The sequence below is a fragment of the Photorhabdus sp. RM96S genome (genome assembly GCF_042879335.1).
Classification (GTDB): domain Bacteria; phylum Pseudomonadota; class Gammaproteobacteria; order Enterobacterales; family Enterobacteriaceae; genus Photorhabdus; species Photorhabdus kayaii.
The window spans coordinates 54,831-76,075 of sequence record NZ_JBHFKT010000026.1; the positions used below are offsets into that span (position 1 = coordinate 54,831).

16 protein-coding genes, 1 rRNA gene and 1 pseudogene are annotated in these 21,245 nt (G+C 39.5%); 3 read left to right on the forward strand and 15 right to left on the reverse strand.

Translation table 11 applies throughout. The features are described from left to right. Positions 1-21: 21 nt before the first annotated feature. From ACGF49_RS16130 to ACGF49_RS16160, 7 genes are all read right to left on the reverse strand, one after another. Positions 22-1,059: a DUF2156 domain-containing protein gene (locus tag ACGF49_RS16130; protein ID WP_113043533.1), complete on the reverse strand. Its 1,038-nt coding sequence runs from the start codon at positions 1,057-1,059 to the stop codon at positions 22-24. Then, entirely contained in the window at positions 1,043-3,610 is a 2,568-nt protein-coding gene (locus ACGF49_RS16135) for an aminotransferase class III-fold pyridoxal phosphate-dependent enzyme (RefSeq protein ID WP_113043532.1), read from the reverse strand. Before ACGF49_RS16135 ends, ACGF49_RS16130 begins: the two co-directional genes overlap by 17 nt. 91 nt (positions 3,611-3,701) lie before the next feature. After that, positions 3,702-4,748: an acyl-CoA/acyl-ACP dehydrogenase gene (locus ACGF49_RS16140; protein ID WP_113043531.1), complete on the reverse strand. Its 1,047-nt coding sequence runs from the start codon at positions 4,746-4,748 to the stop codon at positions 3,702-3,704. A gap of 50 nt (positions 4,749-4,798) precedes the next feature. Then, positions 4,799-5,695, reverse strand: coding sequence for a hypothetical protein (locus tag ACGF49_RS16145; protein ID WP_262978376.1), 897 nt, complete (start codon positions 5,693-5,695; stop codon positions 4,799-4,801). Between the two features lie 172 nt (positions 5,696-5,867). After that, on the reverse strand, positions 5,868-6,251 hold the full coding sequence (locus ACGF49_RS16150; protein ID WP_113043529.1) for a hypothetical protein: 384 nt from the start codon (positions 6,249-6,251) through the stop codon (positions 5,868-5,870). Then, positions 6,244-7,080: an alpha/beta fold hydrolase gene (locus ACGF49_RS16155; RefSeq protein WP_228902757.1), complete on the reverse strand. Its 837-nt coding sequence runs from the start codon at positions 7,078-7,080 to the stop codon at positions 6,244-6,246. The genes ACGF49_RS16150 and ACGF49_RS16155 overlap by 8 nt, the downstream gene beginning before the upstream one ends. 778 nt (positions 7,081-7,858) lie before the next feature. Further along, the gene (locus ACGF49_RS16160) at positions 7,859-9,358 is read right to left on the reverse strand and encodes a M28 family metallopeptidase (protein ID WP_113043527.1); all 1,500 of its coding nucleotides are present in this window, start codon (positions 9,356-9,358) and stop codon (positions 7,859-7,861) included. A gap of 764 nt (positions 9,359-10,122) precedes the next feature. Between ACGF49_RS16160 and iclR the strand changes: the two genes are divergently transcribed. Then, positions 10,123-10,953 (forward strand): glyoxylate bypass operon transcriptional repressor IclR, encoded by an 831-nt coding sequence (gene iclR / locus ACGF49_RS16165; RefSeq protein WP_228903203.1) that lies wholly within the window; start codon positions 10,123-10,125, stop codon positions 10,951-10,953. 263 nt (positions 10,954-11,216) lie between these two features. Here iclR and ACGF49_RS16170 read toward each other — a convergent pair whose 3' ends face one another. The 7 genes from ACGF49_RS16170 to ACGF49_RS16200 form a co-directional block, all read right to left on the reverse strand. Beyond that, complete coding sequence (locus ACGF49_RS16170; protein WP_113043525.1) at positions 11,217-11,786, reverse strand: hypothetical protein; 570 nt, start codon at positions 11,784-11,786, stop codon at positions 11,217-11,219. 671 nt (positions 11,787-12,457) lie between these two features. Continuing rightward, positions 12,458-14,215 (reverse strand): bifunctional isocitrate dehydrogenase kinase/phosphatase, encoded by a 1,758-nt coding sequence (aceK, locus tag ACGF49_RS16175; protein WP_387491860.1) that lies wholly within the window; start codon positions 14,213-14,215, stop codon positions 12,458-12,460. 192 nt (positions 14,216-14,407) lie between these two features. Beyond that, the gene (gene aceA / locus ACGF49_RS16180) at positions 14,408-15,715 is read right to left on the reverse strand and encodes an isocitrate lyase (protein WP_113043523.1); all 1,308 of its coding nucleotides are present in this window, start codon (positions 15,713-15,715) and stop codon (positions 14,408-14,410) included. Positions 15,716-15,811: 96 nt separating this feature from the next. Beyond that, complete coding sequence (gene aceB, locus ACGF49_RS16185) at positions 15,812-17,410, reverse strand: malate synthase A (RefSeq protein ID WP_113043522.1); 1,599 nt, start codon at positions 17,408-17,410, stop codon at positions 15,812-15,814. 298 nt (positions 17,411-17,708) lie between these two features. Further along, entirely contained in the window at positions 17,709-18,638 is a 930-nt protein-coding gene (gene metA, locus ACGF49_RS16190) for a homoserine O-succinyltransferase (RefSeq protein ID WP_113043521.1), read from the reverse strand. A gap of 350 nt (positions 18,639-18,988) precedes the next feature. Beyond that, positions 18,989-19,231, reverse strand: a complete 243-nt coding sequence (locus tag ACGF49_RS16195; RefSeq protein WP_113043520.1) for a hypothetical protein — start codon at positions 19,229-19,231, stop codon at positions 18,989-18,991. 10 nt (positions 19,232-19,241) lie between these two features. Then, on the reverse strand, positions 19,242-19,475 hold the full coding sequence (locus tag ACGF49_RS16200; protein ID WP_271859649.1) for a Mov34/MPN/PAD-1 family protein: 234 nt from the start codon (positions 19,473-19,475) through the stop codon (positions 19,242-19,244). A 131-nt stretch (positions 19,476-19,606) separates the two neighbouring features. Here ACGF49_RS16200 and dinQ point away from each other — a divergent pair, with 131 nt between their 5' ends. Then, on the forward strand, positions 19,607-19,678 hold the full coding sequence (gene dinQ, locus ACGF49_RS16205) for a damage-inducible type I toxin DinQ (protein ID WP_369293964.1): 72 nt from the start codon (positions 19,607-19,609) through the stop codon (positions 19,676-19,678). A gap of 391 nt (positions 19,679-20,069) precedes the next feature. Continuing rightward, positions 20,070-20,887 (forward strand): annotated as a pseudogene (locus ACGF49_RS16210) (IS982 family transposase). A gap of 267 nt (positions 20,888-21,154) precedes the next feature. On the opposite strand, the gene rrf reads toward ACGF49_RS16210, so the two are convergent. Continuing rightward, positions 21,155-21,245: ribosomal RNA gene (gene rrf, locus ACGF49_RS16215) — 5S ribosomal RNA — on the reverse strand; the annotation flags it as partial.

Genomic DNA, 21,245 nt, shown 5'->3' on the forward strand with positions numbered 1-21,245 from the left:
AAAAAAAGGCTTTTTATAACATTAAATACTGTTGGTCGTTCGCAATGTTGACCATAATGCCTTCATGGCCTTTCCTCTGGGGAAAGCAATATATTCTGGTTCAATTAACGACGGCCGCCAGCTCATTTTATATTGACGTTGCGAAGCAGCAGGATAAACAATACCGCCTTTTGATGACAACCATTTAGCAACTTTATAAAAGATTGCCGAGTCATTGAAATATTCCTCCTCGCCGAACTCCACCAAGGGGGTGAAGCCCAAATGAAGGTAGGAAACTACACCCTCTTTCAGGAAGTCATTAATCGCCGTTTCATTAATAAATTGCATCGTGCCGTCGGGTATATCCGGTTTTTTTCGAGATAGATTATGAAACCATCCCGATGTCTCCCCCCAAGTGTAGCTATAAACAATATATGCCTGAATTTGTTCTCCCTGAGTTGCAATATAGACTCTGTGCTGGCCTGAACTCACTTCCACCGTATTGAAATCAATCACCAATTTTTTCAGGGCCTTAGCGTGTTTTTCTTTCAGCCAAAGCTGATTAATATGTTCTAGTTGTGGTTTAAATCGATAATATTCCTCTTGCGAGCAGATCTCTCGAACGGAAATCCCCGCTCTTCTGGATTTACTGATTTTATTTCTAAGCTGCTGAAACCGTTTGCCTTTCATATCATATCCATCAAGGCTCAATGAATAACTCGCTCCAAGCTGGTTCACAGAAAAGCCATTATTTTTCAACAACACAAAATCACTCTCATCACCGTGCAGAAAAACCGGGAAAGCCCGCTTTTCTCTGGTGAAGTTGAGAAAAGAGTGTAAAAGTGCAGCTCGTTCTTCGCCAGGAGCCAAAATACCGCCTACACACATATGCAGATTTTTGTCCTGAAAGAAACCAATAGCCCCCTTTTGATTAGTAAACCAATATGTTTCACTATTGAACAACAGGCTACTCAACGGGTGCTTTGCATAGCAAAGCACTTTTCTGAGATGGCTGTTGCCAAGAACATCTTGAGCGTTCCCAGTGGCAATAATCTGGGGAGCATCAAGCAACATGCTCATAACGCTCACCTTGATTATTTCGGGAATACTGGACAGGGATGAACCCATGCTTCCTGGCAATATCCCGAATCGCCAATGCATCATTATAATCAATAGATTTACCGATGCTTTGATGAACACTCACCCCTTCAAGCGCCACAGCGATAGTTTCTGATAAACAGGCGAGATTGACCCCCGCAGGTACATCGATCACGTTACAATCGCTATAAACCACTTTCTCAGGCTGATAGACCAATCCCCCCTCGTAAATTTGATGGTTGCCATCACGAATGAAATCGAAAGGTCTGGCCGCATCAAAAACGATGGCAGAATCTTTCAAATAATGTGTATTCAAGAAAGGCTTACCTTCACTTGTTGCCGAAACAATAAAATCAGCCTGACTCAAAGAATGTTCATAACTATCTATCGCTTCCAAACCAAAGGTACCAACGACTTCAAGAACTTGCTGATGTAATATTTGTGCATCTGTCACCCCCGGATTTTGTTTAAAAAGCCATTTTCTCATCTTATCCATGACCGAATCTGGCTGGATAACATCATGAGTCCTTAACACTGCGGAAAGAAGCGCCTTGGTCAGTTCAGAGAGCAATATGCGTGCTTTATTGGGGCGGCTAACCAAGATAATCCGGCCAAAATTATGAGCTAAGCCGATGACTGAAAGCCTGCCTACGGAGCCTCTGGCACCCACTACCGCCAATGTTTGCCGGGATGCATTCTCAATCAACATTGAGCGTATCCCCTCAATCACCGCCACCGCTGTCAGAGAGTTGCCATTAGTCAATATCCGACCCTGCCGATTATTCACCAGGCTATTACCACCATTAGTAATAACCGAGGTATAAGCACCTAAGCCAACGATTTCAGCGCCATTTTTCTCTGCCACATCAAGATATTCCCTCATCAATACCGCCCGTTCTTTCGCTGACAATGCCATCATATCTTCGGGACTAATGGGTGAAAAAATGAGCATACCATTAGCATAGGCCGTTGAACTTTCGACACCAAACTCAATAGCGACATCAGGATTAAAATCGATCGAGGAAACCTGTGTGATCCAATTACCGAGCTGTTTCTGCTGCTCCAGCGTGTAATTCTCCTTTATTGACAAGCAATAAGAATGAGCGAGCTCATTAACCGAAGTGGTATGAATCAAGAAAGCAAATTTCTTACCCTCAATCAATCCAGGAATAGGCGCTTTAATCTGGGCCAAGTTGTTATTTTTTGAAATCGGATAACTCACCGAAGCGGGTGGGAGATCCGCAATAGGTATATCTATCAAGTGTGAAAAAAGAATGTCATATCGTCCATTCTCAACGAGTTGGCATACCTCATCAAAAGCGGTGAAAAACGTCTTAATATCCTCTTTGGAAACGTTAAGCGGTGGCTCAAAACGTACAGAACAAGGGCGAGACATTAACGGCATGGTGAAAAGACCATAATGTTTCAATAAGAAACTACAAATGATATAAGCCAGGCCACCGCTTCTTTGACTGAAATTGATAAATATGTTGGAAGCCGCTTTGCTGTCCTGTATTTCAAGACCACGCATCAACCCAGCCCCGTGCCAGTAAAATTGTTCTGGATATTTAGCAGACAATTGTTCAAGGCATTCATCAACATAACGGCTGACTTCTTGAATATGGGTTAACGCCTTACCATCATCTTTAGTCAGATGCTCGATAACAGCAATCCCCATCGTTGCGGCTAGAACGTTATTGGCAAAAGTGGAGCTATGTTTCCTATCGAACTCGGATAAATAAAACTCATCTGAATATAACATCGCACCAATTGGTGAGATACCTGCCCCCAATGCTTTAGAAAACAGGATAACATCCGGTTTCAAAGCGTAGAGCGTGGCCGCACAAAATGCCCCAAGCCTACCGATACCCGTCTGAACTTCGTCAAATACTGACAATGTGCCATTGTCTTTACACAGTGCCAAAATACTGGACAACGTATCTGGTGGAATCACTTTCATTCCACCTTCTCCTTGCACCGGTTCAATGATAAATGCGGCAAATTCCCGGCTCTCTAGCTTTCTTTTTATTTCATCTAAATCTTCGCTATCAACCTGCTCATATAATTTATCATCGTAAATGAAATCGGCTTTAAACCGATTTGATCCCGTAGCGGATAATGCCGAATAGGTTTTTCCGTGAAAACTGCGATGCAAACTCAGAATACGTTTTCTGCCAGTAAACAGACGGGTAAATTTAATCGCAGCTTCTACTGTTTCAGCACCACTGTTAGTAAAAGTACAGTGGGTATATTTTTCCTTATCTATTTGCTCTGCAAGCATTTCAGCCAATAGACGTACCTTTTTGTGAATATTGGGCTGAAAGAAGATAGGCTCTTTATCTTTAGTGAATCTGTCAATTTCAGCGATAGCGAAATCAGGATTATGTCCAAATGGCAGAGCACCATATTGAGCCAAAAAATCCTTAACAACCCGGCCATCCGATAATGTAAGCTGGTTATCTTGAGCAGACTTAATATCCAGTTCAAGGCCCACAGAGTTCAATAAACTCTCACGATATTGATTAACAAACATAGTTTTCTCTCTTTTTTTTTAGGTGCACAAAGTCATGCTGTAAACAGCATGGAAAAATCCTTGAGTTATAAATAGGTGATTCTAAAAGTAATTAAGTTTGCTGCATGATCTGGTTAATCATTTGGAATTCTCCTATCGGATGAAATTTAAATAACTGTACTGCCAAATAGAAATTCATAATTTCCGGTGTTGTCATTACCTTAATCCCACCGCAACATCGGAATATGAAACTGGCAGTCTCCTCAAGGATATTTTCCAAGGTATAACGTAACGCGAGAATCTTATGGACGGCATTTTCATCCTGGCTAGCATAAAAGGAAATAATCAACATCTGACCGAGAATAACATTAATCTTATAATCAGCTTGGGTCAGGGTATATTTAATTGGGTGCTGTTCTACTACTTTCTCAGGAATAAAACGAGTCAGCCCATCAAGAATTCCAGAATAAGTATTTGCGGCAAAATAATTAAACAGTGATAAACCGCAGGAAAGCAGCATCTGTTGTTCAATCCCTTTATAATGAGAAAGTCGTTTTAATGAAACTTCGGTATCCGAAAATTTAACTTCTTGATTATCACTTTCAGCCATAATCCCCAGTCGCCAGAAAGGAATAACCTTAAAATTCTGATCCGATTTAGAAACCAATACTATCCTCATATCATTATTATTATCAGTATCGCAGACCGATAACACATAATAGTCAGCAATCGAAGATAAGGAACAAGGTTTCTTCGAACCATTAACAAACAACTTTCCCTCTTTAGAATGCATTTTAAGCGATGGTATAAAAATATTCGTTCCAGGCACACCTTCTGCAAAAGCGGAAGCAACCAATGCTTTTGATGCCATAACTTCATTCAATAATACGTTGCTGTCTTCGAATATGTCAGGAAATTTACTGCAAGCCAGTACAATATGATTATGCATTGTTAAGGCAATACCAACAGCGGGAAGCCATGCAGAGGCTTCACGGATAGTATTACCGACTTGATGAAGCCCATCCATATTAGATTGAGCCATCAAACGTAGGCATTGTGAAGCGGCCTCAGAACCCAATAACAATCTTTTCAATCTATCTGGTGTCAAATGTTGGTATTTCCCGCTATTCTTCCTAAGTTCTTCAACAATATTTGTCATTTTTAATTCTCCTTAGCCTATTCAAACAACCTACTGAATAAGGCCAATATCTACACTAAACCCATGTACTTAAGGCGTGACTGCTGCATCCGTTCAACCAAGGAATGAGATAGCTCAAGGCGAGATTCCACCGTAGAATCGGACAACAACATCCCAGGCACTAATTCATAACCTTCAATAAAGCGCAAATGGTTCTGCATACCCCGTTGATAGAACATTTCACGCTCTACAAACAAGTCATCAACAGATACCTGGCTCCATAACGCCAGCCCTTCTTCTATACACTCAAGAGCCGATTGCTTTAGAGAACTATCATTTTCGAGTGCCATCTTGACGATATTTGCACACACTGTCAGATGTCTTAATTCATCAGCATTGGCTCTGGCCTGTGTCTCGGCGGCGACAATATCAAAAGGGCGCCACTTGATTTCGCTGAGTTCTGACGTTGGCGCAAGTACGCCTTCCAGAACAACAGTAATAATTAACACGCCTGCAATATAGTCATTTTTCAACACCACCCACTTATCGAAATAAGTTCTCAATGTTTCCAACATATTGGTCATTTTTCCTCGTAAGAGGCTTTCCATTTTTCCGGCCACATTGTCGATATCCGCAAAACCTATTCTGACCAGATGTTCTCTGAATAATTTAGCATGTCTACCTTCATCAAATATCTGAGTCAGCATATAATCAAAGTTGATATTGTCAGGAGCCTTATCTGCAAGTAACAATAATGCTTTCGTTGCTTCATATTCCGACATCGATTTAAAAGAAAGTTCCCTGATCAGAGACTCCCGTAAATCACCCGGCAAATAGGTTAATTTAGGATCATTGGCATAATAGGTTCTTTTTCTTTGTTCAACACTTATCTGTTCAGTGAACCATTCATCCAAGCCCCAATCTTTTGCCCGCATTTCTACTTCCGATGCCTGTTTAATTAAATTCATAATATAAATTCCTCTCCCAATAAGTTATCTCTCTATACCCGTCATCTTTCAAGCTGCCTCTTTGTTGGCTGCACTCACTCACCCCGGTCACATAGTTATCTATGCTCCCGGGGATTCGTTCCCTTGCCGTCGCGATGCAACTTGAAATCCATAGGGTATATAATGATTTATTTCAATGAATAGTGGGCTGCTTAAATATATTAATAGATAACTTAGGAAAATTTCCCAGTACACCTCGATCCAGGCAGATATGAACAAATAGTGCAATAACGCTGTAATTGTCCTTAAAGAACCAGATCCAGAGCAAACTAATCACACTGAGTGTGAATAAATTGTGGCAAATATTATAAATGGTATAAAAAGCTGGAGGAGGAGTTTCTTTTTTATTCAGTAAACTCCAGATCCGCCCTGGGTAATAACCAATAATATCAATCAGAAAAAATAACACAATAAATTGCCACCAATTTATATAACTCTCAAGCTGCCAAGTCAGAAATAAACTGATAAAAAACAATCCCAAAAACTCCCAACGCAGAATTTTAAATGTATTAATCATCGCTATTCTCCATCATTTCTTTTTTCATGATTGCAATAATATCTCCTGGCTGTTTAATCCAGGCACTGTGAGGATTACCTTTGAGAGACAAAGTTATTTCCCTAACTTCTGCATTAGGTATAAGACTTGCTAATACTTGAGTAGACTTCAACGGAGCCCAATTATCTCCTTTAAAACAGATATAAATGGCCTTGGATAAATGCTTATTCTCCTTCCCCTTATAAGCACGGACATGATCATAATTTCCCGTACAAGCAGTTTTGGACCAGTCCCGCATTAACCCCTTAGCTTCTCTTATGCCAAAACCAATCTTTTTCCCAGGGAGATAACCATATAACACAGTCAGAATGTTAAAAACAATAGCTGCTGTTATTATCTGTACCCTCCCCATTCCCTGCCAATTCTTATACCACACGTTCCCAGTTGCCACACAAAACAGAGAAAATGGCCTGTCAGTTGAGCAGGCAAAGATCGTCGCAATATGCCCCCCAAGACTGTGACCAAAAATAATAGGAATTTTATTGCTATTTAACTCAATAGCCTTGTCTAACATTGCCGGAAGATAATCCTGCAACAGGTCGGAATAGTTATAGTCATTTTTTCGACTTGGTTTAGGTTGATTGTCTCCATAACCTGGCATATCAGCAGTGACAACCTGAAAACCCTCTTTTACCAGTTGTTGTATTAAAGCGTCATACTTCCTGATTTCCACACCAATAGCAGGTAACAATATAACAACTCTGCCATTACTATCTCCCTGATAAACCTTATAATTACAGAGGAAATTGCCAGCCACTTTAAAATAATTACCGTTAATATTATTTTTCATATCTATATGCCCCCAATAACTACATCACGCCCCAGTGACTGGCATTAGCGATAAATCCGCCAAAAAAATTTTATTTTCAATGCGATAAGTATCAAATTCTTGTCCATATCGCCGGGTTATTAGTGATTTTCTAATTTTTTATTAAACAATATAAAAGCCCCTTATACTTTCTTAGTAACAGGCTATAGATAAAGCAAGAAACATATATTATTTTATAAATTATTTGCTGGAAAAATTATTTTACACATTAGAAAAATTTAGTTTAAAATGTAAATCATACCATTTAAATATTAATAAATAAGTTATAAATCAATAATAAAATATCAATTTTAAATGTATTGAATTTACATGAAATAGTATTGATAGAAAGCTATAACCATGTAAAATAACAAGCAGTTAATAGTAATAAGAGATAATCTTAGTTTAAATAACACATAAAAAAAATGAAATTTATTCATGAATCAATTTAAAAATATATTCAAAAAATTATTTACCAACATTATTTTCACAAATCCGCTTATATTAATTCCTTATATACTTTACATGGCAAAATTATTAATGCTCATGAATTATATCATTACCACTATTTAGTTTATGAAATTAACCAGCCATTCTGCTCTATGACTGGTTTTATATTAACTTTAATTATATACCCTATGGATTTCAAGTTGCATCGCGACAGCAAGGGAACGAATCCCCGGGAGCATAGATAACTATGTAACCGGGGTGAGTGAGTGCAGCCAACAAAGAGGCAACTTGAAAGATGACGGGTATAGAATTAAGTTATTCGCTTCCAAAGACTGGCTATACTAAATCCCAAAATAAGCATTGGCAGAATAGCGAGCACGCCCCCCACTACAGGAGCATGTAATCCAACAGAAACAAGGTATATAATTGGAACATAGAGAATACATGTAATGTAAGTACAGATAATTAATAAAATCAACGCAACGCTAAATTTATTGAACTCCCGCGACATCAAATCCGTTAATAAAAACAACAAAACAGGCAATGTAATAAGATAAGATGCTGTGGGTACAACTAATGCTGCGACAAGGCTAAATAATCCAGCAAGTATCCTTAAAATGCTCTGGATATTTGATACAGTTCGGAGTGAAGATGAAAAAAATATATTTCTTATCGCTAATGAGATAGAGAGTAAAAATGTTAAAATACCTGTAACAAAAGCGGAAAATATAGATATGATAATAAGCCCAATATAGGGCACAGGAAAGTAAACTGCATCTACACTTTCTTTAAATAAGTTAATCTCATCTTTTACCGCGAAATGCGCTCCCAAATCCCGAATCGTTCGCTGATATCGCCACAAAGTTCCAAGGTTAAGATTCTCAACAGTATCACTCATACGGTGGTAATGCTCATAACCCAAGATCGTAGCAAAATTCATCCCGGTAAACCCTTTATTCAAAAAGACACTAAAATCTGTGTTATTCTGCAACATTTGATACACGATGGGACTAAATGAAAAAGCTACCGGCTTATAAGCATTCCGATTCCATTCTGAAACAAGAGCAAGATTTTTTGCCGATGTCTCAAATAAGAGTGGCACGCCATTATTTCCCCGAGCATCAAAATTAAAAACAACATCTATTGGTTGAGTAGCGATCTCATTAATATTCTTAACAAAGTGATGCGCACCGAGTAATCCCAACTCTTCAGCATCAGAGAATAAGAATATAACGTTATTTTTTATATCCGTCCTTTTAGCAAGATCCCGCATTAATTGGAGTACCGAGGCGACAGCTATACCATTATCACTGGCTCCTGGCGCAGTTCTAACACTGTCATAATGTGAAACGAATAATAAAGTTCCTTCTGACGAAGGAACCTCCAACTTTGCGATAAGATTCGTTCCAGTTAATTCTGATTGTTCCCCCACTTGTTTTGCAAAGTTGCCTGTATTTATCCTGGCAAACTCTTTATCAAAAGCTCGGCGTTGTTGACTATTGAAGTTTGAATATATTCTCTTCTGCCGAGAGGCCAAATCATCCGCCGTGTAATGAAATGTCTGTTCAGTGACGCTATATCCCATATCATTCATTTCGTTAATCAGGTAAGCCCGAACTAACGCTTGCTGTGTTGAAGCCGCAGGATGAGGTTCCGCAGCAATAACACCAAGCGTTCTCATCACATTCTTGAATCCATTTTCTTTAAAATATTCAACAGGGACTTTATCAGGAAGTACCAAACCGATGCCCTGAATAATCGCAATAATTAAAGTTGCTAAAAAACAGATAATCGAAAAAATGCGTTTCATTAAACTCTCCCATTCCGACAAAATAGTAACAAAATATTATTCTTGATATAATTAATAATATTTTCTCATATTTTTATAATTAAAATGAAAATATATATACCCTATGGATTTCAAGATGCATCGCGACGGCAAGGGAGCGAATCCCCGGGAGCATAGATAACTATGTGACCGGGGTGAGTGAGTGCAGCCAACAAAGAGGCAGCTTGAAAGATGACGGGTATAAAATCAATCCAAATAACTCAAACCAATTTAAAACAATATAAAACATTATTTTTAACAATAACAGACGCTCTTTTGTAATTATATAATCAAAAAATAGTTAGATAAAAACCCTATTTCCTATAAATTCATCAAGGTATTATTTAATACACATCATTAAGAGATGTTATTTATAAATTATTTCCACTAAAATACTATTAATACAATGAGTCAATTCCTAAAAGTATTCATATTCTACGAAGATTACTTTAATAAGACGAATCCAATTTACACACAGAAAGTACTAGCAAGTTTATTGGCTTATATCGTGCTACATCAAAAATGTCGCTTTTTTATATCCATAGATAGGAAACCATTTCCATCTTAATCATCTTGTACATTTATAGTGAGTTAACTATCATGATGATTTGAAACCTGCCATTGAGATTTAAGGAAATCTCAATGGCAGGTAGCATTTTCCACACATCGGATGAGTGTTTTTCAGGTTTATCATCCATAATGAGAAATGAAAATGAATTCCATCTTATTATTCAGAGGGTATTTCGATGAGCACTGCCGTTACCAGTAAAAAAACAAAAAAGACTAAGATTACGGCGAATAATGCTGTTGCTAATGGGCAAGTACAGTCATTAAGTCGCGGATTGACTCTTTTGGAATATATTTCCGAGTCACCCGGTGGTATCGCCCTGACTGATTTAGCCCAACAAGCCGGATTACCAAATTCCACCACTCACCGCCTTTTGACCACTTTGCAACAGCACGGTTTTATCCGTCAGATTGGCGATTTAGGATTGTGGGTTATCGGTTCACACACTTTTATTATCGGCAGTAGTTTCTTACAGAGCCGAAATTTATTGGCACTCATTCACCCGATCCTCCGCCGTTTGATGGAAGATTCCGGTGAAACCGTGAATTTAGCTATTCTTGATCACAGTGAATATGAAGCGGTTATTGTCGATCAGGTACAATGTAATGCATTGATGAGAATGTCCGCCCCTATCGGGGGTAAATTGCCTATGCATGCTTCCGGGGCTGGTAAAGCATTCCTTTCAACATTATCAGATAACCAACTGGTTCAATTACTGCATAAGAAAGGGCTTCATTCTTACACACAACACACCAAGACAACCCCTTCGAATTTAAAAGAAAATCTGGAGCAAGCACGTAAACAAGGGTATTCGTTCGATGATGAAGAACATGCTTTAGGTCTGCGCTGTATTGCTGCCTGTATTTATGATGAACATCACCAAGCCTTTGCAGCTATTTCCATTTCCGGCCCAGTCTCACGCATCACCGATGATCGTATCACTGAACTTGGTGCTTTGGTGATCCGGGCAGCAAAAGAGATCAGTAAAGAATATGGCGGGATTCGTTAATTCTTTTTCTTAAATTATCATATGATTCTCAGGGCATTGATTTTTTCGTGCCCTGTCTTTTCAAACTAATAAATTAAACTTAATTTATCATTCCGCTAAAAATATTAGCGGCAATATAATAGAATAGCAACGAAATTATTTGACTAGTTTAGAAATAATATCAATAAAAAATGAGACAAAGAATCCGAAAATAATTATATTCCCGGACTCTTATATATAGAAGAATTAGTTAATGGAACACTAATCGATGAGTATCATCCTGATTAAATCGCTTTTGATAAATTCCAAGTACCGGTTCCGTTACCTCGATTAGAAAGACGTGAAGTATATACATTATATAATGCACCAGCAGCAGTAGCATTGAAACAAGTATCAAGAAATCCTCCACGTACGCTATTATAACCATTCAGAAAACGGATAACATCATTTTCACGAACTTTACCATCATATCCACTGGTTGTATCTGAAAAAATGTACCATGTCAGGGTCTCAACCGGACGTGCGACTTTATCCGCTGTATAAATATTATAGAGTTCAGGTGATGGCGCATAACCATTAGTACCGAGATATCCCCCATTATTCTGGTAAAGATTGAAAAGAAACACGATATCACCACTGTAAATCTCTTCCCCTACGACTTTTCCGCTCGCAGACAAAATTTGCCATGTACCCGTACCGGTACCCGGAGCACGAGTCGGCGAAGTAGCCGTGTATACGTTATATTTCGCGCCTTGCACGGCTGCATAACCATTAGTATCCAGATAGCCGCCATTTCCATTATTAAAATTGTTTTTAATATGAATTTTATCACCGTATAAAATTACACTAGCCATGATTATATCCTTAAATACTTCCAAGAAGTTATATACCCGTTATCTTTCAAGTTGCCTCTTTGTTGGCTGCACTCACTCACCCCGGTCACATAATTATCTATGCTCCCGGGGATTCGTTCCCTTGCCGTCGCGATGCATCTTGAAATCCATAGGGTATATGTGTGTTATATGAGAATTTTCATGTATTTAATTACGAGTCAAAAATATCAATTCTTTTTACAACCACTCACCGTGGCTAAAAATCCTTGATTCCCAAACTCTATAAAATTATAGAACCTCTACAAATAAGTGGATCTATTTTTATTTCTTAAAGAAATCATTAAATATATGCTTTTAACTCACATTCCAATTATGCATTCCTAATAAGAAATATATTTCATATAGAATCCCAGGTTTATTTTTATTGGAAATATTCACATCCCACCCAATAAAAACAAATAGGAATTAATTTATACCCGTCATCTTTCAAGTTGCCTCTTTGTTGGCTGCACTCACTCACCCCGGTCACATAGTTATCTATGCTCCCGGGGATTCGTTCCCTTGCCGCCGCGACGCATCTTGAAATCCATAGGGTATATATTTAATTTAGAGAAATAATTTAATGAGGATAATAATATTAACTATTGGTGAAAATGGCGGTTACTGATAGCAATCGCCAATTCCCAATAAAATCAGGCTGAAACTTTGACAATAGAGTAAGTTTCTATTTCAGTACGTTGACTGAACCGCTGTTTGCGGCGATACGCAAACACATCTTCCACATGACCACTTCTAATCCGTTCCTGTAACGCCCGCCAATAGTCTGCTTTAAATAAATCACTATGCATCTCTTCAAAATAACAGCGAATACGACTGTCAGTGCAAAGAAATTGTCGGAATTCTTCAGGAAAAACATCATTTGGCGCCACGCTGTACCACGGTTCACCGGCAAGTTCATCTTCTGGATAACGCGGCGGCGGTATATCTCGAAAATTAACCTCTGTCATATAACAGATTTCATCGTAGTCGTAGAACACTACTCGTCCATGCCGTGTCACACCAAAGTTTTTAAACAGCATATCTCCAGGGAAAATATTCGCCGCAGCAAGTTGTTTAATCGCATTACCGTACTCTTCGATGACATCTTTCAATTTCTGTTCTTCCACCTGTTCCATATAGATATTCAGCGGTGTCATCCGCCGTTCCATATAGAGATGTTTAATCAGGATTTTATCACCCAAATCTTCTAGCTTTTCTGGCACTTCTTTCTGCAACTCTTCCATTAGTTCAGGACTGATGCGGGCTTTATCAATAACGAAATTTTCAAACTCCTGTGTGTCGGCCATCCTCCCCACACGATCATGCTCTTTGACCAGACGGTAACACTCCTGCACCCGCTCCTGAGTCACCTCTTTCTGCGGCGCAAATCTATCTTTAATCACCTTGAAGACGCGATCAAATGAAGGCGAAGTAAACACCAACATCACCATCCCTTTAACTCCGGGAGCAATCATAAGTTGCTCTTTGGAGAAGGTAATAAACGCCAGATATTCCCGATAATATTCTGTCTTACCATGCTTCTGGCAGCCGATTGCCATATAAAGTTCAGACGTTGATTTGGCAGGCAGAATTTCTCTCAGCCATTCAACCAAAGCCGCAGGCAAAGGCGCATAAACCATAAAATAGGAACGGGCGAAACCAAATACAATGCTGGCATCTGCATAATCAGTCAGGCAGGTATCGATAAAGATCCCCCCAGATTCGTTATGATGGATCGGTAATAAGAAAGGATAAACTTGACTGCCCATGCGGATCTTACCGACTAACCAAGCCGCTTTGTTGCGATAAAACAGTTCATTAGCTATTTGAAAAGTCGCTTGTAGTAATTCTTCGACTGGAAATGTCCGTTGTAAGTAGTCTGTAATATAACGAATATCTCTCTCTAAATGTTCCCAAGGTAAACGCAGCGGCAAATCATTAAGAATTGTCCGTAACATTAAAGCAAGATTATCATTAGGGAAAAAGTCACGCGATAACGGCCGAGTAATATCCCGAAATCTACGCGCAGGCTGCGAGGTAAAAATAAATAATTTATCCGGTGTCAAATTGCGATGCTCAAATAGACGGCAATAAACAGAATTAAAAAAACTCTCGGCAATTTCAAACCGGGGATAATCCGGTAATAAACCGGTATAAACAACCTTTACCTTGGTAATGTACTCTTCATCATATCCGAAAGCACTATGTATACATTTAAGCTGCTCAACCACCAGCCCAACATGATGATCATAAAGATTGATACGCTTTTTCATAGCTTGCTGTACAGCGTGCCAGTCAGCCTGTTCAAAGCGTTGTTGTGCGCCTGAAGTCACTTCCAGAAAGCGACCATATTGTGCATCGAATCCTTGTAAAATGGTTTGTGCTATCAAATGTGCTGAATCTATCTCCATCGCAACTCCTCAATATATTCAGCCTGCTTATTGCAGGCTGAATAGAATCAGAAATATACCCGTTATCTTTCAAGTTGCCTCTTTGTTGGCTGCACTCACTCACCCCGGTCACGTCACATAGTTACCTATGCTCCCGGGGATTCGCTCCCTTGCCGTCGCTATCCATCTTGAAATCCATAAGGTATAGAACAATCAGAACTGCTGTTCTTCTGTGGAACCTGTCAATGCGGTTACTGACGATGTTCCCCCTTGAATAATCGTTGTGACTTTATCGAAATAACCCGTGCCAACTTCCTGTTGATGAGAAGAGAAGGTATAACCACGGTTAATTGATTCAAACTCTCTTTCTTGGATCTTCTCCACATAATGTTTCATCCCTTCACCCTGCGCGTAAGCATGTGCCAGGTCGAACATGTTGAACCACATACTGTGGATACCCGCCAAAGTAATAAATTGGAATTTATAACCCATTGCTGACAGTTCATCCTGGAAACGCGCAATAGTCTTATCATCCAGATTCTTTTTCCAATTGAACGATGGAGAACAGTTGTAAGCTAATAATTTACCGGGATATTTAGCATGAATCGCCTCAGCAAAACGACGGGCCATTTCAATATCAGGTGTTGATGTTTCACACCATATCAAGTCAGCATACGGCGCATAAGCCAAACCACGACTAATTGCTTGATCGATGCCCGCTCTGGTACGGAAGAACCCCTCAAAAGTCCGTTCGCCGGTAATAAACTCACTGTCATATGTGTCACTATCAGAGGTTAACAGATCGGCTGCATCAGCATCGGTACGAGCAATCAACAGCGTCGGTACGCCAGAAACATCCGCCGCCAAACGCGCAGCGACCAATTTTTGAATCGCCTCTTGTGTCGGAACCAGAACTTTACCGCCCATATGACCACATTTTTTCACCGCTGCCAGTTGATCTTCAAAGTGAACAGCCGCAGCACCCGCTTCAATCATCGCTTTCATCAATTCAAAAGCATTCAGAACACCACCAAATCCTGCTTCCGCATCCGCCACAATTGGCAGAAAATAATCGATATATTCCTGATGATCAGTACCAATACCATTCGCCCACTGAATCTGATCTGCCCGGCGGAAACTGTTATTAATGCGTTTTACCACCGCCGGGACTGAATCCACCGGATACAGGGACTGATCAGGATACATACTGGATGCGGTGTTAGCATCAGCCGCAACTTGCCAACCAGAAAGATAAACCGCCTCAATACCCGCTTTTGCCTGCTGTAATGCCTGCCCACCCGTCAATGCACCTAATGAGTTGACATAGCCTTTCTTTGCCATGCCATGCAGCAGTTCCCACAGTTTTTTAGCACCAAGCTGTGCCAATGTATGTTCTGGATTAACCGAACCACGCAATTTAACCACTTCTTCCGCACTGTACGGACGGATAATTCCATTCCAACGGTCACTTTTCCATTCTTGTTCCAGTTGAGCGATTTGTTGAGTTCTGGAGATTGTCATAACTTCTACTTCCTATCTTTGTTAAATTAATCGGATATGGTGTTTTGTTATTATTCGTTGCTCAAACTTCTCTCAGTAGCCCTAATAGGATGGGCTCTAATCAAGCAATTGATATCCCGGCAACGTCAGGAAATCTATCAGCTCGTCCTGAGTTGTAATGCGCTCCATCAACTTGGCCGCATCGCTAAATCGCCCTTGACTGAAACGTGTTTCTCCAACTTCTTGCTTAATAACCTCCATTTCCTCTGCCAACATCTGCTTGAACAAACTTTTTGTCACTTTTTTACCGTTAGATAATGATTTTTCGTGATGAATCCATTGCCAAATAGATGTCCGGGAAATTTCGGCTGTCGCAGCATCTTCCATCAAACCATAAATAGGAACGCAGCCATTTCCTGAAATCCACGCTTCAATGTATTGAACCGCTACACGGATATTGGCCCGCATACCTTCTTCAGTACGATCGCCTGGGCAAGGTTCCAGTAATTGAGCTGCGGTAATCGGCGCATCTTCTTCACGGAAAATATCTAACTGGTTTTGCCGCTCTGCCAAGACCCTATCGAAAACTTCCATTACCGTGTCGGCAAGACCTGGGTGGGCAATCCATGTACCATCATGACCATTGCGTGCTTCCAGCTCTTTATCCGCCCGGACTTTATCTAGTACCCAATTGTTGCGTTCAATATCTTTACTGGGGATAAAAGCAGCCATTCCCCCCATCGCAAATGCTCCGCGCTTATGGCAGGTTTTGATCAGCAAACGGGAATAAGCACTGAGGAAAGGTTGATCCATTGTGACAGACTGACGATCAGGCAGAACCCGATCACTATGATTTTTCAGTGTTTTAATGTAGCTGAAAATATAATCCCAACGGCCACAATTAAGGCCAACGATATGGTGCCGAAGATGATAAAGAATCTCATCCATCTGAAATACAGCAGGCAGAGTTTCAATCAATACCGTTGCTTTGATTGTGCCTCTCGGCAGATCAAAACGATCTTCTGCAAAACTGAATACATCACTCCACCACTGAGCTTCGTGATAAGACTGAATTTTTGGTAAGTAGAAATAGGGGCCGCTCCCCTTTGCCAGCAATTGCTTATAGTTGTGGTAAAAATAGATCGCAAAATCAAACAATCCACCGGCAATTGGCTCATTCTGATAGAGAACATGTTTTTCCGGTAAATGAAGCCCTCTTACCCGTGCGATCAGAACAGCAGGATCTGATTGCAACTGGTACTGTTTACCCTGCTCATTAACGTAAGAAATTGTGCCATTAACCGCATCACGCAGGTTGATTTGCCCTTCAATCACCTTATCCCAAGCTGGTGCTAAGGAATCTTCGAAATCCGCCATGAAAACTTTTACATTAGCATTCAACGCGTTGATAACCATTTTCCGTTCTACTGGTCCAGTGATTTCTACTCTACGATCACGGAGATCCGCTGGAATATTTTGAATTTCCCATTCACTTTCACGAATGGAACTGGTTTCCGAAATAAAATCAGGCAATTCACCATCATCAATTTTCTTCTGCCAAATATCCCGATCAACTAACAATTTTTTCCGTGCATCAATAAACCGAACAACCAGATCTTTCAGAAAATCTACCGCCTCAGGTATCAAAACTTCCTGCTCTGCTGCTCCAAATCGTTTAATAAACGATAATTCAGTCGCTAAAGTTTGCTGCGTCATTCATTCATCCTCATTTTAAGCCACACCTGAATAAGAGTAATAGAAATTTAAAATAAATCAAAAACGATTTCCATTTTTTTAAAAATTTATTTTTATTCAATAAAAAACAATTAGTTATATTACAAATTACTCATTTTAAATTAGGGAAATTAATTCCATAAATTACAAGATCATTTGGTTAAGTTTTTGTTATATAAGAAAAACTACAAAAAGTGCGATATTTTGATAGGTGTTATGGCAGGAAATCAGAAAAAATCAGGAGGGTTAAATGGCTGAAATTCAGCCATTTATAAAGATATTAATCCAGTGTTGGATTCATGTAGGTAAGATCATATGGCGTGATCTGGTACACATAATAATTCAGCCAGTTGGAAAACAATAAATGCCCGTGACTACGCCATGATGCCAGTGGTTTTCTTTCTGGATTATTATCTGGAAAATAATTTATTGGGATCTTTGGAGACAAACCTGCGGCTAAATCGCGTAAATATTCACTAGCCAACGTTCCAGCATCATATTCCGGATGACCAGTTACAAATACCATACGTTTATCTTTACTTGCCAGTAAATACACCCCCGCATCTTCAGAACTGGAAAGAATATCCAGATCAGTATGTTCACGAACAACCTGTTCAGGAAAATCTGCATAGCGAGAATGGGGAGCAAAAAAAGATTCATCAAAGCCACGAGTTAATAATGCTAAAGGGTCCAGAGTAGAGTGATAATAAACACCTGATAGTTTTACTTCTCTGGTAAACTTCGGCAAACCATACAAAATATTCAAAGCGGCTTGTACAGCCCAACAAATAAATAAGGTAGAAGTGACATGTTCCTTTGCCCAACTAATTATTCTTTCAATCTGTCTCCAATATGCCACATCTTCGAATTCGACTAATCCCAATGGCGCACCAGTGACAATTAAACCATCAAAGTTTTGGTGTTTTATCTGCTCGAAATCACAATAAAAGTTATTCAAATGTTCAGCAGGCGTATTCCTGCACTTTCGGTTATCTATTTTCAATAGCTGGATATCTACCTGTAAAGGCGTATTGGATAGTAATCTTAGCAATTGATTTTCAGTCTCAATTTTCTTTGGCATCAGGTTAAGCAGCAATACCTTTAGTGGACGTATATTTTGAATATTTGCACGAGTAGATGTCATTACGAACACATTCTCGTTTCGTAAAAAATTCACTGCGGGTAATTCATCCGGTATACAAATTGGCATGCTATAACCTCGATTTTTTATCCATTTATACGCTTAGACTTCCAGATAGCTAAATCTAACTAAGTATTAACAAAATGTCGAGGATTTACAAGTAAGCTGAAATTATTTCATTTTTGGTCTTACAACAATGTTCAACATGATAATAGTTAATAAATTTTCAGTATTTATAATAGAAAATACTTTAAATTATATTTTTTATATAAAAAAACAATAAGGTAAATTAAATTAAAAATGGAATGAAACATATTAAAAATCAATGATATTTTCAGTAGAAATGAGGAAAACCAAAACAAAAAGGCAAAATTATAAGAAGTCAAATTACAAGCTATCAATATTAAAAACAATACATTCTAAAAAAGTAACAAGACTAATTGATAAAATATTCTTATTATTAATATTGAGTTATAAGATTTATCTTCAATACTAAAATATGCACTTTTCTTATAATAAGAAGCTAAACGATCTTTAATTCTTGGGAAATAAATATCTAAGTTATCAATAAGTTCACAAACATTTTCACCAGAAGAGGTTACCGTTTTCTGGTCATTGGTGAATATTCTTAAAATAGTCGGTATATGAACCATGACAGACATAATTATTTCCTCACTGAGTAATTTTTATGATTTCTTCGACTGCATGCCCCTGTACATATCGGTAGCTACGCAGTTCAAGCCGCGACTCTGGTGCAGTAGAAAGAATGACATGGTGAATTTGGGGTGAAACAGAAAAAGCTAAGTCTTCTCTACTCGGATAAGCCCGTGAGCCAGAATGAGAGTGGTAAAGGACAATTGGTTCTAGTACTACAGCCGTACTTACTTTTTTCAACAGAAAAGACACCCATAGAAAAGCTTAATTCATGCGGTTTCTCAGAGTTGTGAGCATCAAGGAAAATGCAACTTTCTGATATCTACGGCTGTAGTACTAGTTAAGTCGTGCTCCTAACTGGAGCAAACGAGTGAAAGCATTTTATTGACACTGCTATCATCGTTCTTAAAGCGTTAATCGCGCTTTTAGAGCTGATCCGTGCATTTTTGAAATAGATAACGTAAACGTAGCTAAGGTCATCGGGGTCACCTCCCGGTGGCCTTTAACATTTACCGCCTTTGATCAAACAAGCCACTTTTGTTTAAGTGGCCTAATATACTAATCTAACAGCTTAAATTTGGTAATCCCTACTGGACTTGAACCCGTGTTCAAGCGATTATTGGTCCGGGAGTATAAACGGCACTACACCGCACCCACCTGCACGTTTTGGATCAAAAATTTTTTTCAGTTTTAAAATCCTACAAGACAAACGGCCAGACCGTGCCAGTACTAGCGATGTAAGAAAAATCGCAAACTGAAATGATTGAAAAGATTTTCAGGAAATTTCAAAACACAGTAATAGCGTGGTCTCGTGGCTATTAGAAAATTGAAATCCACTAAGTTAACCTGAAACTCTGGGAACAACAGTCTATCGAGGATAGCCGACGTCATGGCCGCATGAGTGCCAGCGAGATTATGACCATCGTGATTGCCTTTCATATGTCACATTATCGGGATTTTAAAAACTTTTACTTTGGATTAGTCCAACAATATCACCAACAAGACTTTCCCACCCTGCTGAGTTATACCCGCTTTCTGGGCGTCGTCTCATCGGTTTTAGGGTCCCTTTGCAGTTATTTGACGCAGGTGAAAGGGAAATCCACGGGACTCGCCTTTATCGACTCCACCTGCATTCGTGTTTGTCATAATGTGCGTATCCCTCGTCATAAGGTGTTTGACGGCATAGCGAAACGAGGAAAAGGGTCAATGGGAGGGGTTTTCGGTTTTAAGTTGCATTTCATAGTCAATCCTCAAGGAGAAATTGTGTCAGCCAAACTCACCTCAGGCAATGTCGATGATCGGGAGCCCGCGCGTGAATTAGCAACGGGATTAACAGGAACACTTTACGGCGACAAGGGATATATCAATCAGGCTCTGTTTGATGATTTAAACGCAACAGGTGTGACATTCATCACTGATACGCGCAGTAACATGAAGGCAAAAGCGCTCTCGGTGTGGGATAAAATGATGTTATCAAAGCGTTTCATCATAGAAACCATCAATGATCAATTAAAGAATATTTCTCAGATAAAACATTCACGACACCGTAGTGTGCAGGGATTAATGTTGAATGTATTGGGGGACTCATCGCTTATTGTCTCAAAGAGAACAAACCGTCACTGAATATTTCCTGCTCAGAAATGGATAGGTTAGTGAATGCTTAACCAGAACTCAGGTTATTTAGCAAAAACTTTGATCGTGCCTCAGGCACTGAGTTCCCTTCTTAAGCAAATCTCAGGTTAAATAAATAATATACCCGTTATCTTTCAAGTTGCCTCTTTGTTGGCGGCACGCACTCATCCCGGTCACATCGTTCGCTATGCCCCCGCGGATTCACTCCCTTGCCCCCGCGATGCATCTTGAAATCCATAGGATATCCCTTAAAACGCAAAAACCCCCAGCGCTCGCTGGGGGTTTCTACGGTATTTAAAGCCTGGCAGTTCCCTACTCTCACATGGGGAGACCCCACACTACCATCGGCGCTACGGCGTTTCACTGCTGAGTTCGGCATGGGGTCAGGTG